The following is a 16,144-nucleotide window of genomic DNA, read 5'->3' on the forward strand; positions in this document are numbered from 1 at the left end:
GAGTTCACCCCTCAAGTGGAGGGTGAATAGCAAAAAGTCACTCCTCTTCGGAAGTGCCCTCGGCGCGCCAGTAGCCGACGGCTTTGACAAACTGCTCATCCAGCCCGTGCTCATCGAGCAGCACCCGGCGGATCTGTCGTGAAACTTTGGTCTCCGTCGCCACCCACGCATACAGATTGCCCTTGGGCACCTGCAGTTGTTTGACGGTGGTCAGCAGGTTGTCCTTGCCGCCCTCGCGCAATACCCAGATCACATTGACCTGCGCAGCGCTGTCCAGCACTTGCTGCTCGCGGCCGTTTTCCACTTCGATCACCACCAGCGCCTTGCGATGGGCTGCCAGGCCTTCGAGTCGGCGGGCGATGGCGGGCAGGGCGGTTTCGTCGCCGATCAGCAGGTAGCTGTCGAAGATGTCCGGCACGATCATCGAGCCGCGTGGCCCGCCAATGTGCAGGAACTGTCCGGGTTGCGCCTGCTCGGCCCAGGTCGAGGCCGGGCCGTCGCCGTGCAGGACGAAGTCGATGTCCAGCTCGAGTGTGTCGAGGTCGTAGCGGCGCGGGGTGTAGTCGCGCATTTCGGGCATCGGCACATCGCTTTTGCCAGCGCCGAGCACCAGGGTCTCCAGCGCTGCCGTCTGTTCGGCGTTCTGCGGGAACAGCAGTTTGACGTGATCGTCGGTGCCGAGGCTGATGAAGCCGGCCAGCTCCGGCCCGCCGAGGGTGATGCGGCGCATGCGCGGGGTCAGGTCGACCACGCGCAGCACTTGCAGTTTGCGGCGTTTGATTTCGTGCATGACACGGTGAATGGTTTGGGTATCGACTGCAGTCATTCGGCTTTCTCCGAGGCAGGTTGACCGGCGGGGCCGTCGACAATGGCTTTGGCGGTGTCGTTGAGCAGGTCGCGCACCCGCAGGATTTCTTCCGGGCTCCAGCGCCCGTGATGCAGTTGCAGGGCGTGACGTAAGTTATGCACCGCCTCGTGGATTTCCGGCGGCCGGTCATGGCCGCGCAACGAACGCTTGCTGACGTCGATGCGCATGCGCACGCCATCCAGCGCCACGGCTTGCTCACTTAAAGACAAACGTCCGGCGTCGGTCACGCTGTAGCGTTTTTTGCCGCCCTCGGCATCGCCGCTGATCAGTTCGCTTTCTTCCAGAAAGGTCAGGGTCGGGTAGATCACACCGGGGCTGGGGCTGTAGGCGCCGTCGAACATGCCTTCGATCTGGCGGATCAGGTCGTAACCGTGGCAGGGCTGTTCGGCGACCAGCGCCAGCAGCAGCAATTTCAGGTCGCCGGGGGCAAACACCCGCGGGCCACGGCCGCCGCGTTCGCGCCCGGGGCGCTTTTCAAAGCCGTCGCGGCCATCGCCGTGTTCGCGGTGGGGGGAATGATGGTCTCTCATTTCGCTCTTCTCTCGTCATGTTTAGATACAACTTAAGATATATCTTAAGGCTGACGCAAGGCGTTTTTTCCCCGATCCTCGGGCGGCAGACGAGCGGTGAGGTTCGGCGGGAATGCAACAGGGAATTTTCGGCGGATGTTTTTCGAGGCGTAACTTCGAAATTAAAGTCAAAGCTCTATTTACTTGCCGGAGCCTTCCCGGTTTTTAACTAAGACCCTGTCATGCAAGGGCAAAAGTGCTGTATGGTTTTTTAACTTAATCTGTATGTAGGGCATAACTTACAGTCGTTGTTTTGAATATCGTTTTTTTACTCTTTTTTCTTGCGGGTCATGAGGTTGTTGAACTACGCGGTTATCGGAAGTTACTTGCTTACTTTCCAGAGGCAACAGTCGATGATGTTCCGGCATTGAAAGTTCAGGTTGACCTGACCCAACTCCCCTGGCGGTCTTCCTGAACTTTCAATCCACTCCTTTCCATCAAGAAAACAAGGTACGAACGATGTTCAAGAAAATCGCAATCGCTGCTCCTCTGGCTCTTCTGGCGCTGGGTTCTTCGGGAGCATTCGCCGCTGGTGAGGCCGCTCACTCGATCAATATCGTCGCTCATGTGCCGACCAACGGCTTCTATGTCGTGCCGACCGACCCTGATCTGGTCAACAAGGATCAGGACATGAGTTACCAGCCGACCACCGGGCGGATGGGTGAAGTCAACGGTTTCTTCGATGTGCGCAACAACAACGGTTCGGTTCACGCCAGTGTCGATACTGCACCGAAGCTGATTTCCGGCGCTGACAGCATCGACCTGCAAGTTACCATCAACAATAAAACCCTCACCACTACACCTCAAGAAGTGGTTGGTGAGACAGAGTCCAACGATAACTTCCGTGCGCCTATCAAGATCAGTGCCGTGGGTACCACCTTTCAACCGGGTGATTACACCGGTGTTGTCGCGGTGACCTTTGATGCCGTCACTCCGATCATTACGCCTTGATCGAGTGAGCAGTAACAGACGTTGACATTCTGCCAGCGTCAACCACCGGGACAGCGCTGCCTGCCCCGGTGGACTTTCCCCATTCGTAATCAGAGTAAGAGTTCATGTTCCCGATGACACCCATCGCGGCTGCGCTTGCGCTGCTGTTTTGCGCCAGCGCAGCCGTGGCTTCCGATTCCGCCGGCACCACGCCGCGAAGTCTGTTGGCCCAAGCCAAAGGCTTGCCGGCGGATTTCGAGGAGCATTTCTTTGATGTGCCTCTGGCTGTTCGGGTCGAACTCGATCATCAGCCGCTGGGCGAGGCCATGGTGGTGTTGTCGCGCGATGATCGCATCACGCTGCTGGAATTCACCGACACCAGTGAAAACCGCTACGGCCCTGCCGAGCGGGAAAAATGGGCGGCCTATCTCAAGCCCGGCGTGCCGTTGGGCAACTGTTCCGGCTCTTGCCCGGATCAAGTGCTGGCGGTGCACTACAACCTGGAAAACTCTCTGGTTTCCATCCTCACCGAAAACGCGGAGCGCGACCTTGAAGCCAAGCGCTATCACGAGCTGCCCGAGGAGGGTAGCCACGGCTTGATGGTACGCAATCAACTGAACCTCAACGGCGGCCAGGATCAGGACCTGGGCGGGCGTTTCGGCCTGGAGGCCAGCGGCAGTCTGGGTAACTGGAGCCAGACATTGAACCTGCAACTGGCGCGCCTCGGCGGGCCGGACGACAAGCTGTATCACTCGATCCATGAACTGCACACCCAGCGCGAACTGCAAGGCAGTTTTTTTCGTCTGGGTTATTTCACCCCCAATTCCGAAGGGCTGAGCCGCCAGCCGCGTACGTTTGGCACCAGTCCCGACACTGCAGTCGGCGTCATGTACGGCAGCTCCGACAGCCTGGCGATCAACAGTCCCTTGCCCAGTGTCTATCCGATCTACGTCACGGCCAACCGCCAAGGCTCGGTAGAGATCTGGCGCGACGGCCTGCTGATCAACACCCAATCGGTGCCGGCCGGCTTGCAGACCCTCGACACCCGGCCGCTGCCCGGGGGCATTTATGAAGTGGAAGTGCGATTGATCGAAGACGGCCAGATCACGTCCACTACCCAGGAGCTGGTGTACAAGCCCAGCAACTGGCGCAACCTCGACGAGCGCTGGCGCTACAACGTGTTTGCCGGCGAGGAAAGCAAACTGCTGAGCAATTGGGATTCGCAGTCCAGTGGCAGCCCCACGGCCGGCGCATCGGTCAACTACCTGATGCATCCGCGGGTGATTCTCGGGCTGTCGGCGCGCCAGATCCGCGAAAAGCTGCAGTACGGTACGTCCATCGACTGGACACTGGCCAATCATCTCAGCCTGTACGCCAACGTTTACAAGACCGAGGACTACGGCACCGGTCTGGATCTGCAAAGCCTTTACAGCTATGGAGCGGGCAGTGTGGTGTTGAGCCACAGCCGCAGTTGGCTCGACACCACCAACACCTACGACACGCTGCCGGACGGCACCCGCGTGCGACCGCGGAATGTGTTTATCGGCCAGACCAGCAATTCGTCGCTGGCGATCAATCACCGGGTCAGCAGCAAAAACTCGATCAACGCCCGGGTGTCGCACAGTGAAGGCAACGTCGAGGGCCTCGGTGCGGATCTGGGCTGGACCCAGCGCACCACATTATTTGGCAGCGACGCCAGTTGGCGCCTGTCGCTGTTCGACCGGCCGGGCAGTTACAGCAGTGGCGATGCGCGCAACCGCGGGGTCGACCTGAGCGTGAACATGGCGCTGGGCGCGCCCGGGCAGCAGATCACCGGCAGCATCGGCTCGCGTACGGCCCGCGACGGCAGCCGCGACAACAACGGCTCGATCGGCTGGCGCAAGGACTTCAAGGATCACGTGTTGCAGAACGTCTCGCTCACGGCACTCACCGACACCTATGGCGTCGGCATGTCCAGCCTGGCGAACTTCCGTACCGACGCGGTCAATGGCGACGGCTTCATTCAGCGTTCGTCCTACAACGGCGACTTCACGGGCGGTCTCAACGTCGACAGCACGCTGGTGATCGGCGGCCAGAAAATGCTGATGACCAGCCAGACCGAAATGCGCGGCGCCGGGATGATTGTCGATGTCGAATCCGATGTCGACGACATTGTGCTGCGTGCCGACGACTTCAGCGGCGGCAGTGCGGCATTGAAGCCGGGGCGCAATTTCATCCCGATCACGGCGTACCAGAACAGTTCGGTGAGTTTCGACTTCGAGGGCACCCATGCCCCGGCGGCCACCATTGCTCCGGCGCGCACGCGTTATCACCTGAACAAGGGTGGCGTGGAGTACCGCAAGATCCGCGTGATGAAAACCCTGACCGTGCTCGGCCGGCTGGTCGATGGACAAGGGCGGCCGCTCAAGGGTCACCACGTGATCAACCATGCCAGCCGTGGCGTGACCGAGGTCGACGGGTTTTTCTCGATGGAGATGAATGCCGGCTCGCCGACGCTGGAAGTGCGCCAAGACAATCAGTTGCTGTGTCAGTTCCGCCTGGACGCCGACAGCCATCGCCAGGAAAACAATGTGTTGATGATCGGGGATCTGCGCTGCACACCGGACACGCTGGCCGATGTCGGCCTCACCGATCAGAAGGCGGGTTGAGCAATGAAAAAGACCATAGGCGGGCTGGGGCTCTGGCTGGTTCTGGGCGTGTCGGCGGCAGAGGCGGCCAATCAGGAGATCCGGGCGTTGTTTACTCCGGATCGGGCGCAACCGAACAAGAACGTGTTCGTCAACCAGACGCCCAACAGCGGCTACTGTGCCAACCTGCCGGGGGAGTGCGCGTCGAACAATATGTTCAGTATCCAGTTGCCGATCCGGCTGGACTCCACGCGAGCGCTGCTGCCAGGCGTGGGCATCGCGTTGAAGGTTCCGGCCAACTGGCGGCCACTGACAGTGATCAATGCAGAAACCCAGGAATTCGAAACGGTGGAAGTGCGGATCATCGGCATCGGTTCCAGATTCACCCTCAGTGACACTGCCGCGAACCTGGTGGGGGTCGAGAACGCTCTCGAAGGCCATCGGAAATTGTGGACCGGCAGCAGTTGGGTTTACGCACCGGCGCCCTGCCTTTACAGCGGCGTGGGTACTTATACGCCGCAAAGCTATGGGTTTTTCTGGAAGGCCCCGGTGGAAGCGACGTGCACCAAGGTTGCGGCGTACACCATCCCGTCGATGTATTTCGATACCGTCGATTTTGCCTACGAACTGCGTACCCCCAATCCGTTGGGCATGTCTTCCGGGCTCTATACCGGTTCGATGTCGTACAGCATTGGCCCGACCGGTGATTTCAGTTTCGGGCCACTGTTCACTCCGGACGATGGCAGCCTGACCCTGGACTTCGTGCTGGATGTGCAGCACACCCTCAAGGTCGATCTGCCGCCGGGTGGCAACAAAGTGCTGCTCGAGCCCGAAGGCGGCTGGCAACCCTGGATCGACAGCGGGCGCAAACCCGCGAGGATTTATCGTGATCAGCTGTTCTACCTGTCTGCGTCTTCGCGTTTCAAAGTCATGATGCTGTGCAACTCGCTCGGCGGCACACGCTGCCGGCTGAACAGTCCGCAGGGCAATACCACCGAGGTTGAAACCTTTCTCAGTCTGCCGCCGGGCATCACCGGGCCGGGCGGCGGCGAGGTGAAACTGCACCGTTTGCGATTCGACACCTGGGCCGGGCCTTTCCAGCCCGACCTCTATCTGGATCGCAAGGCCGGCTCACTGCGCTTCGAGATGCCCAAGGACGCCATCGACTTTCTCCTGCGTCCCGGCATGAGCGACACGCTCAGCGGCAGTATCACCATCATTTGGGACTCGGAAGTTTGAATGTCCGCGGTGACCCTTTGTCTTTCATGGAGCTGAAAATAATGAATCGCTTGTTTTTGCTGGGCCTGCTCAGCGTGTTTTGCCTGCCGGCGCAGGCCGGTCCGCAGATTAACGTCGGCACGGTTTACGACTACCTGGAAGCCGGCCAGAGCACCTACCTGAAGCGGGTCTTCAACAGCGGTGATGCCACGGCATTCGTCAAGGTCAATGTGCTGGAAATCATCTATGGCGCTGACGGCACACCGCAGGAAGTCGCCGTGGAAAACGCCGCCGACGGCGCCTCGCGCAATGGCTTGATGGCCAGTCCTGCGCGGTTGATCGTGCCGGCTCAGGGCATGCAGGGTACGCGTTTGTTGTACATGGGCGAGCGTGACCGCGAGCGCTACTTCCGTGTGCGGTTCGTGCCGGTGGTGCCGGAGAAGGAAGATGAATTCGCCGTCAGCGGCGAGGAACGTGATGCGTATAAAAAGACCCTCACCGCCGGCGTCAACGTGATGACCGGCTTCGGCACGGTGTTTTTCGTGCGCCCCAAGGACGCGCGTTTTGCCACGTCCGTCAATGAGACCGCCAGCCGCTATGAACTGCGTAATGACGGCAACACGGTGGTGATCATCGACGAATTCAAGAGCTGTTCGCTGAGCAACGAAACCGAGTGCGGGGCGACCACCAAACATCACGTGCTGGCCGGCAAGGCTTTTGCCTTCGATAAGGAAAAAGGCCGTGAGTACCGTTTCTTCCTGATCGAGGGCGCCGATAAAAAAGCCCTGAAGGTCGTCAGCCGCTAGGCCTGCTTTCCATTGACGCAACGGGTAACCAACATGATCAAGCAATGCACCGCCGTCGCGCTGATGGCCATGGCCGGTCTGACCGCCGACGCCGTCTGGGCGGCCCGTGAGGAGCACACCTTCGAGGTGTCCCTGATTGTCCCCAGCCGGCCGTTTTACATCATTCCGGCAGAGTCGGACTGGATCCACCGGCCTCAGCGGCTTGAATGGAATCACGCCAAGTCGAGCCTGGGCGGCTTGCACAAAAACTTCGATGTGCGGCACGACACCAGCGCCATCGAAGCGCGCCTGGAAAGCTCGGCCTACTTGTCCAATGGCCGGGCGGGCGAGGATATCGCGCTGCGGGTCAGTTTCAATGGCGTAGAACTCAGCGCAGACATGACGCCGCGCCAGGTGGTCTCGCAGGAAGAAGCGGCAACGGGCAAGCGCGTGCCGCTGGAAATCGAACCGGTCCAGCCGCCGGGCGGCTATCGCCCAGGGGATTACAGCGGCAATGTGCTGTTGCTGTTCAACGCCAGGACGCCGGGCGCATGAGGGGGCCCAAGATGAATACGATGATCAAGGCCACGTGTGCGCTTGCGTTGACGAGTTTGTTCGCGACCCAGGCGAATGCGGTCACTCTGGACATCACGGCGAATTTCCGCCCGGACCCTTCCAACCCTGCGCGCAATGAGTTCGTGAACACCACGCCACCGGGAGGCTATTGCGGAGACCATCCTTCCTATTGCGAAAACGGCGTCTTCAGTGTCGGATTGCCCATTCGCTTCAAGTCGACGGGGCCCATTGCAGCCCTGCATGACGAACGCAAGGGGCCGATGTTCAGGGTGCCATCGTCATGGCGCGACATCACGGTGATCCATGAGGACACGGGGGCAAGCGAAACGGTCAGAATGCGTGTCAACGGTATTGGTGCGGCTTATACCATCAGCAAGCCTTTGCCGGTGGGCGTCTGGGATGCGAGCTGGGTGAATGCACCCGCGCCCTGCCTGGTCGGTGGCGTTGGCTATGGCAATGCCTACTATTACGCTTTTTTCTGGCGAGTGCCGGCGGACGCGGGTACGTGCGCCAAACAAGCGAAAGTGACGATCGACGAGGACTATGATTTTGCGTATGTGGACAGCGGATTCTCGTATCAGTTGGTGACGCCCAACCCGCTGAAAATGACCTCCGGCGTCTATCGCGGAACGCTGAACTATAGCGTCGGCCCGCAGGGGGATTTCGACATGGGCGATGTCATGTTGCCTGATGACAGCCTGATCAGCCTGAACTTCACCCTGACCGTCGAGCATACCTTGAAAGTCGACCTTCCCCCGGGAGGTCAACATGTGGTGCTGGAACCCGCAGGCGGCTGGCAAACCTGGCTGAGTCAGGGGCGCAAGCCGACGCGGCTGTTTCGCGACCAGACGTTCCATATCTCGGCGTCCAGTCGCTTCAGGATGAACCTGCGATGTCAGTACTCCATGGGCAATAACTGCGCGTTATGGGAGCCGACGGCAGGGCACGCAGCGCCGCTGGAGGTCAGTGTTTCGTTGCCCAACGGCCTGACCGACAGCTCAGGCCAACCGGTCAATCGCCATCGTCTGCTGCGTGATGTCAGCGGCTCCGATATCTTCCAGCCCGGTGTGTACTTGGATCGCAAGGTCGGTACGTTGCATTTCGAGGTCGCACGGGACGCGGTGGACGAAATGATCCAGCCCGGCACCGCCCGACAGTACTCGGGCAATGTCACGGTCATCTGGGATTCCGAGGTGGGTTGAAGGTCACCGGCCCCTGTAGCGGGCCGGTTCACGGTGTGGTTCAGAGGCCGGCCCGGGTCAGGGCTTCGCGAGTCAACTGGCGGGACAGGTCGTTGCGGGAGTAGGCGATGTCGTTCAAACGGGCGTCGTAATCTGCCTGACTCATGGCTTCGCCACTGAAGATGTCCTTCTCGTCGAGCCCCAGATCATTCGCCAGTGTCGTCATCCTTTTCGCCAGTGGGTTCAGTCGCGTCACATCGGTTTCTTTCGCCCATTGCGCTTGCGCATCACGTAGCTCATCGAGCCATGACAGCTTGTCCACTGCCAGTTGGTCGCTGGCGGTATAGCGATCCGGATGGGTCGCGCGCAAATGGCGCTCCCAGAACGAATCGCTGTTCAGTTCGATCATGGCGTTGACCAGCCCGTCACCTTCCTCACGCTTGATGATGGTGTCATGGGCAGCATTGATTTTCTGCTGGTCTACCCCCGAGCGAGGCTGATACAGCATGCCGTCGGATTGCCAGGGCAAATCCAGGCGCTGGGCCAGTCCCGTCTCGTACGCCAGATGAACTTCCACTTCGTCCGGCGCCGGATAGTCCGGGTTAGTCAGATTCTGCTGCGTCTGTAGTTTGACCTCTTTTTTGGCGGCCTCGCTGACGCGCTGCAGCCGGGCAGCACTGCGGGCCAGGCGTACCAGGCGAGTGTCCAGCTCCTCTGGCGTGTGCGACTCTTCGTAGGCTTTGGACACCAGCACTTTCATGCCCAAGGAGTTGAACAGCTGGGCACCGAGATCCCCGCAATCGTCCGGCGACACAATCTGTTTGAACAATTTTTCGCGCAGTGGCGTATCAAGTGCTGCGGCTTCGATCATGTCCCAGACCCGCTTGGTCAGACGGCGCCGGGAGCGCTCGTCGCGGTAATCCTTACTCAGGCGTTGATGGCGGATGACACTGAAAAAACCTTCGGATTCGGGTTCCGCCCTCAGGTCATGCCAAGACTCCTCGCGGTACTTTTGGAATGCTTGCGACGGGCCGAAAGCCTGGCGATCGTCGGGAAATTGTTTCCAATAGCGGAGCTCGTCAGCGGCGGCCGGCTCGAAGGCTTGCTGGCGCGCGAAACCCGTGGATTGGCGGTAGCCCTCCAGTCGGGCGACGTCATCGGCGGCCAATCTGGACCGATCGAAGCGTGCCCGGCTGAGAATGAAGGCCTGCACGGATCCCGGGGTGACTTCGGGCAGATGCCTGATCGGGGTGTCGCGCATGTCCAGCAGGAATCGCCGTGGGCGGGGTTTGTCCTGCGCACCGACCTTGAACAACCCCTCGGGCCAGTCTTCGAGCCGAGTGTTGGCCAGACTCAATTCGTGCAACCGATTCATCTGCCCGACATCGGGCGCACGACGCAAGGGATTGCCGTTCAGATTGAGGGTTTCCAGTCGGGTCAGCTCGCTGATGCTCTCGGGAGAGGCAATATTGTTGTCGGCCAGATCCAGGTCGCGCAGTTCTCGCATCCGGCCGATGGCGGGTGGCATGTCTGTCAGTGCGCACTGGCGGGCGCTGAGTTGGTGCAGGTGCGGGAAGCTGTCCAGCAAGCCGTCGGCACCGGCGGAAAAACGCGCGTTGTCGAGTTTCAACGCACGGATCCGGGCAAGGTGCAGGTCGATTCCGGGACGCTGGCGCAGTTTCTGCCAGTGGCGATCCAGATTCGGACCGGGAAAATCAGAGGACAGGTCCAGTGTGTAGCCCTGGTCGGGGTGGCTGCTGCGCTCACCGAAAATCTTGCCTTCGCGCTTGAAGCAGTCCATCAAAGCGTCCTCGATTTTCTTCCCGCCGTTGCGCAAGTAGTCCGTTGATACGCCTGGGATGGGTTCTCCGGAGTTGTCCAGCTCGGGCGGATAGCTGTCTCGCCAGCTTTGCAGGGTCTTGCGCAAATGCTCAAGGTCGCTTTCCAGTCGTGTGATGGCTGCGCCGGGATCACCTTTGTTTTGCAAGGCATTGAGAAAGGCTTTCAGCTCTCGCTCGTTCATTTTCGGGTACAGCTTCTGGAGCCGCTCTTCAGGGGTACTTTCTCTCCAGAAGCGCGGCCAGCCACGCAGCAGGATCTGGGTTTCCAGGGGCACCACCGGACGAATCGGTGGCTGCGCAAGCAAGGTGCGCCGTTCGGCGGGGGGGGCGGATTTTTCCATGATCCAGTCTTTCAACAACCGGCCTTGATTACGGGTGTAACCCAGTGCCGTGCGTTGTTGATCGGGCAGGGCGTTGAGCAGGGCGCGAAAAAAATCACCCGGCTCATGCAGGGAGCGGCCGTTACCGTCCAGCACTTCGTACTGACCGAACTGATGCCTGATCAGTTGTCGCACCATGACGGCATCCTGTGGCCCGGCACTGCAGCGCAACGGTCCGTCACGGGTGCCGTCGCGCACTTCGATGCGCAGCTCGGAAAACGTGTCGCTGTAAAATCTGAGGGTATTCAACGCCAGCCGCTCGGTGTCCGGCAGCATCTTTTCGTCGTGGTAAAAGCCGTCGTAGGCGCGGGCGGCGGCGGCTTCGAAATCCAGTTCCCGGGCTCGTGCCTTGAGGCCCAGGGGTAGATGCGATTCGTCGGCAATACGCCGCAGGTCGGTGGCCCTGGCCTGGCTCAGGAGCTTTTCGGCCAGCGGCAGCGGCAAATCAGGAAAGCGCCGTCGCAGCACGCGGACGTCGACTTTTCTGGAGCGTTCACCGAAGCGATATAGATACTCGGACACTTCGCCCTGACGCTGCCGGACGGCATCGGCCAGCACGTTGCGCAACGCCTGGGGACGGTCGGCGGCGGGCACGTCGCGACCGAGGAGTTTATGCATTTCGGTGTCATCGAGAAACGTCACGAGGCGTTCGGGCAACCGGCCGGCAACGAGGTCGTGGTGGCTGATGGTCAGCGTATCGGCGTCGGTTGCAGCGGGGTTGCCGTACTTGTGCGTGGGGCCGTTCCATTGCAGTGGATCATGTTCGACTTGAATGGCCCGCTCCGGCGGCCAGCCGGGTATCGCGGTGGCGATGGTTTCAAACCAGGCGGATTGCGGATCAATGGGCTGGCCGGCGCGAATACGCTCGATGGCGATCTGCGTGTTGTCATACGCGGTGAAGCGATTGATCGCATCGGCCAACAGGGGCGGCGGCGGGCTGTGGTCGCTGTGCATCCGGCGCAGTTCCTGGTGTTCGGTGCCACTGCTGATGCGGATCTGTTCCAGTTGCGCAGGCGAAAAACGCTCGACCTTATAACCCATGCGCTGCATCAGACGGATGTCCGACCATTCGCTCGGATGCTCGGCTTCGTGCAGCCATGCGCCGTGTTCGTTATGTTCCAGGGTCGGTCGATAGGCGTTGACGCGATCGGGATGTTTGATCCGGTGGGTGCGCGACTCCGGGTGCGGCGAGGCTTTTTCGATGCGGTAGAGCTTGCCCTCCAGCGGCAGGAGGCTGTCGCTGCCTTGTTGATGCAGGCCATGGTTGTCGGGTTGCGCAGTGGCCGGCAGGTTGAGTCTTTTCTGTTCATAAGGCGCCAGGTCCGGATGCCACAGCGCCGGTTTGCCGTCAGGCAACCGCACCGGTTTCATGCCTTCTACCAGCGGCGACAGTTTGATCTTGAAGGCGTCACCGATCTGCGCCCCGGCGCTGAATGCCGCCAGTTGAATCAGGTCGGTCACCACGCCGATCACATGCTCGGCCACTTCCTGCCAGAGGCCTTCGGCCAGATCCACCAGGCCTTCGACGACTTCGGTGGTGAGCTGATAGGCCGTGTAGGCCATCATCAATTCACCCAGCCCGGGGACGAACGGGGTAGCGATCATCAGCGCAACATTGAAGATGTCGGACACGATTTTCTTGAAGTTGTCCCACCAGGCCCAGCGTGCGTTGCTGTCGGTATCGGCGGTGGAGACGGCGATTTCCCGGCTGTCGTTGAGGATTTTGTTGAGCTTTTGCTGATAGGCGTGGCGCCAGTAATCGCCCTGTAATTTCACCCTGCCGAACTGCAGGTTGGGGTTGTCCCGCGGGTCCTTGCGCCACGCCGGCCGCTGGTCGGTGGGATCCTGACGCGGGTGATACCTGACAATGAACAGGCGTTGCTCAAGCTCGGCAAGGAAGAGCCCGCGCTGCTGGTGGTCGACGAACTGACTGAAGAACTGGCGGTAGGTCAGTTGGGTCGACTCGCTGTATCGGTCCTCGCGAAACTGGCGCACCAATTCATCGCGGAAGGCTTTCAGAGAGCTGTACTCCTTGAGCGGGTGATCCGGGTCGTGGGGAATGTAGACGATCAGGCGTCGAATCCCGCGGCTGTCCGATACTGTGTGTGTCAGCACCAAGACCCCGGTCAGCCGGGTGCCGAGCAGCGACAGGTCAGAGCACTGCATCGAGCGGCCATTGAGCAGCAGTTGCGGTTTGTCGCCGGCCAGGCTCAAGAGCATTTTGTAGGCGTCGTACTGGATATCTTCCTTGATCAGCGCCACATGCGCGGCGACGGCGAGGGCGTCCTTCTGACTCTCGTTCACCTTGTACTGCAGCACGCTCTCGGCCAGCGGTTCGCCGGGCAGCAGGTAGCTTTCCAGGTGTTTTTTGAACTGTGCACCGATATCCAGATCGCGGCACAGCGCCTGAAACTGGCTGATGGGCATGGCGCTTTTGATCGGCACGATATCGAACAGACCACGTTCATCGGGCCGGCTGATGTAGTCAGAGCCATCACCGACCGTTTCACTGCTGGCAAAGTTGTGCAGGGCGGCATCCAGCAGTGAGACGGTGTGGGTCACGATGCCGCCGGAAGTATCAATGGCGTACCACGGCTGTTCCTTGGGCAGGTACAGGCGCAGAAAGGTGTTTTTGACGTCCGGCTCGATGCCGTGCCGCTCCTTGATTCTGGCTTTGAGCAGAGGCTCGGCAAAGGCATAGAGATCGGTTTTCGCCAGCAGGTGGTCAACCTGATTCTGTGAATCCCAGGCCTTGAGGTTGGCCGCATCGAGTTTGTTCAGATACGCCGGAGGCGCATCGGTGTACCAGGGTTCAACTTTCAGCGGCGCGGCTGCCAGTGCGAGAACCCGGTTGGCGGTGGCGATTTTAAAGGTGTTGTTGACGGCGGACTTGATGAATTCGTAGTGCCGTCCTTTGTCCGCGTTTTCCGCAGGCAGGGCAGAGAGAGACATGGCCAATCATCCTTGATTGTTGAGGAGTGATCAGCCTACTCAGGGCAGGGCAAAACAAAAGTTCAAAGATCGGGAGGCAAACCGCGTTGCGGGTCACCAACCCGACAAAAATTCGAATCTGAAAAATACATAGATACCACCCGCCGGAACGAAAATTCGTCACCCTGATGCAGAAAAGGCCGACATGATTTGTTACCTCGCCGTAGGGTGCGGCGCCTCGAGCATCGCCACGCTGGCGGTCTGCGTCGGTTTGCATTGTGAGTCGCTGCCCGGTTGCAGATACGGCGTCAGAATCGGCGCCATGCCCTTGAGCACCTGCACTGGCAGGGCCGAGGTGAACTTGAAGTTCTCCGCCGAGCGCCCCGGAACGAACGCGGTGAGGGTGCCGAAATGGTGCTCGCCGATGTAGAAAACGAACGTCGCCGTACGGTTGATCGACTTCGAACTGAGGATGCGTCCGCCCGAACCGATGGCTTCGATGCGGTTGTCACCGGTACCCGTTTTGCCACCCATGGCCAGTGGGCTGCCATCAGCGAGTTTGAAACTGCCGGAAACACGTTTTGCCGTACCGGCGTCCACCACTTGCGACAGCGCCTCGCGCATGGCGTTGGCGACCTCGGATGGCATCACCCGCTTGCCCACATGCGGGTCATTGACCAGTTGTGTTTCGTAGGGCGTGCCGGCGGCGAAATGCAGGCTGTCGATGCGCAGGGTTGGCATGCGCACGCCGTCATTGAGGATGGTGCCGATCAACTCGGCCAGTGCCGCCGGACGGTCACCTGAGCTGCCGATGGCGGTGGCCAGCGATGGCACCAGATGATCGAACGGGTAGCCGACCTTCTGCCAGCGCTGATGAATCTCAAGGAACGCTTCGATCTCGAGCATGGTGCGAATACGGCTGTCGCGGGCACCCTTGTGCTTGCTCTTGAACAGCCAGCTGTAGACTTCCTGGCGTTCGAAATGACTGGCCTTGACGATCTCGCTGAAGGTCGCATCCGGGTGCTTCAACAGGTAGCCCATCATCCACAGGTCCAGTGGATGGACCTTGGCGATGAAGCCTTGATCGGGCAAATCGAAACTGCCGGGACCGTAGGCATCGTAGAGGCGGATGAGACGATCGTCAGTGAGTTTTTCAGTGAGCTTGGCGCCTTTGAGGTGTGAGCGCACGAACGTGTTGAAATCTTCCTGGCTGGCATCGGGCAGTAGGTAGCGATGCACGGCGGCCATGCGGATCGGCGTCGGGCGCATGCTGTCGAGGAAGGTGTCGAGGCGCGCCTGAGTGTCTTTGTTTTTGTATTTTTTCCAGAACTTGAGCTGGAACGCCGTGCCTTCGCGATCGGCGAAATTCGCCAGGTATTCCTGCCGGCGCGGGTCACGATCATCCTTGAGCAATTCGGCACTGCTGTTGGGCCCCGAATAAGTGACATAGCGCACCACATCGCGCATCAGGCGAATGAACGGCAGGTTGATCGATTCACGCAGGGCATCGCGCAGGGTCGGCATGCGGCCGTTGTCTTCCTTGCGAAAGTTGTGGAACACATGCAGGCCGCCGCCAGTGAAAAACGCCTCGCCGGGGCTGGCCGAGTATTTGCGATCAAGGGCTGCGCCGAGCATCTTCGACAGGTCGTGGTCCTTGTTTTGGATCAGGTACTCGATAACCCACTGGCTCAGGCGATCCTGGTCGGGGACGTCGACTTTCTTCAGTTCCGGCACGCTCATGGCGCCGTACTTGTCGTGCAGTTCGGCGATGATTTGCAGGTAAGTGGTGAGCACGCGCATTTTCGCTGTCGAGCCCAGTTCGAGTTTGCTGCCTTCGTTGATGTCGAAGGGCTGATCGGTGCTGTCGGTTTGCACACGCACGCGCGAGCCGTCGGGGGTCAGTTCGAACAGGGTGAAGCTGTAGCGCACCTGAGTGGTGCTGGTCGGTGTCAGCAGGCGCTCACCGAGCAGACCGATTTCGCCGGCGTAAATCGGGTCGGCGAGCTTCTTCAGGTAGGCGGTGGCCTGGGTTTGCAGATCGCCCTGCAATGTGCTGGTGGCCGACAGGTCGAGGCGGTCGAGGTCGTACAGCGGACGATTGAGCATGCTCGCCAGACGGCTGCGAGCGACGCTGATGCCTTTGTTGGTTTCGATGGGCTGGATCGTCGGCTGGGTCTGCCAGTCGCGATAGCTGACCTTGCTGGCAAGCGCGGCATCGGCCAGGGCACTGTCGATCAC

At 60.3% G+C, this 16,144-nt stretch carries 10 protein-coding genes; 6 read left to right on the plus strand and 4 right to left on the minus strand.

Annotated elements, in window-relative coordinates; all coding sequences use genetic code 11:
• Positions 1 to 37 precede the first annotated feature (37 nt).
• Both DBR24_RS20180 and DBR24_RS20185 read right to left on the minus strand, forming a co-directional pair.
• On the minus strand, positions 38 to 826 hold the full coding sequence (locus DBR24_RS20180) for a siderophore-interacting protein (protein WP_128615640.1): 789 nt from the start codon (positions 824 to 826) through the stop codon (positions 38 to 40).
• Positions 823 to 1,398, minus strand: coding sequence for a PadR family transcriptional regulator (locus DBR24_RS20185; RefSeq protein WP_128615641.1), 576 nt, complete (start codon positions 1,396 to 1,398; stop codon positions 823 to 825). Before DBR24_RS20185 ends, DBR24_RS20180 begins: the two co-directional genes overlap by 4 nt.
• 498 nt (positions 1,399 to 1,896) lie before the next feature.
• On the opposite strand from DBR24_RS20185, the gene DBR24_RS20190 reads away from it, so the two are divergent.
• The 6 genes from DBR24_RS20190 (at position 1,897) to DBR24_RS20215 (ending at position 8,775) form a co-directional block, all read left to right on the plus strand.
• Positions 1,897 to 2,388 (plus strand): CS1 type fimbrial major subunit, encoded by a 492-nt coding sequence (locus tag DBR24_RS20190; RefSeq protein WP_128615642.1) that lies wholly within the window; start codon positions 1,897 to 1,899, stop codon positions 2,386 to 2,388.
• A gap of 104 nt (positions 2,389 to 2,492) precedes the next feature.
• Positions 2,493 to 5,015, plus strand: a complete 2,523-nt coding sequence (locus DBR24_RS20195) for a CS1-pili formation C-terminal domain-containing protein (protein ID WP_128615643.1) — start codon at positions 2,493 to 2,495, stop codon at positions 5,013 to 5,015.
• Positions 5,016 to 5,018: 3 nt separating this feature from the next.
• Positions 5,019 to 6,233, plus strand: coding sequence for a hypothetical protein (locus tag DBR24_RS20200; RefSeq protein ID WP_128615644.1), 1,215 nt, complete (start codon positions 5,019 to 5,021; stop codon positions 6,231 to 6,233).
• Between the two features lie 41 nt (positions 6,234 to 6,274).
• Entirely contained in the window at positions 6,275 to 7,018 is a 744-nt protein-coding gene (locus DBR24_RS20205) for a molecular chaperone (protein ID WP_123466121.1), read from the plus strand.
• Positions 7,019 to 7,051: 33 nt separating this feature from the next.
• Entirely contained in the window at positions 7,052 to 7,552 is a 501-nt protein-coding gene (locus DBR24_RS20210; RefSeq protein ID WP_128615645.1) for a CS1 type fimbrial major subunit, read from the plus strand.
• A gap of 11 nt (positions 7,553 to 7,563) precedes the next feature.
• Positions 7,564 to 8,775, plus strand: coding sequence for a hypothetical protein (locus tag DBR24_RS20215; protein WP_256591680.1), 1,212 nt, complete (start codon positions 7,564 to 7,566; stop codon positions 8,773 to 8,775).
• A 40-nt stretch (positions 8,776 to 8,815) separates the two neighbouring features.
• Here DBR24_RS20215 and DBR24_RS20220 read toward each other — a convergent pair whose 3' ends face one another.
• Both DBR24_RS20220 and DBR24_RS20225 read right to left on the minus strand, forming a co-directional pair.
• The gene (locus tag DBR24_RS20220; RefSeq protein WP_128615646.1) at positions 8,816 to 13,927 is read right to left on the minus strand and encodes a dermonecrotic toxin domain-containing protein; all 5,112 of its coding nucleotides are present in this window, start codon (positions 13,925 to 13,927) and stop codon (positions 8,816 to 8,818) included.
• 192 nt (positions 13,928 to 14,119) lie between these two features.
• Positions 14,120 to 16,144 (minus strand): penicillin-binding transpeptidase domain-containing protein (locus DBR24_RS20225; RefSeq protein ID WP_256591681.1); only part of this gene is annotated, 2,025 nt, incomplete at its 5' end.

Origin of the sequence: Pseudomonas sp. HMWF006 (genome assembly GCF_003061205.1) — a bacterium.
Classification (GTDB): Bacteria; Pseudomonadota; Gammaproteobacteria; order Pseudomonadales; family Pseudomonadaceae; genus Aquipseudomonas; species Aquipseudomonas monsensis.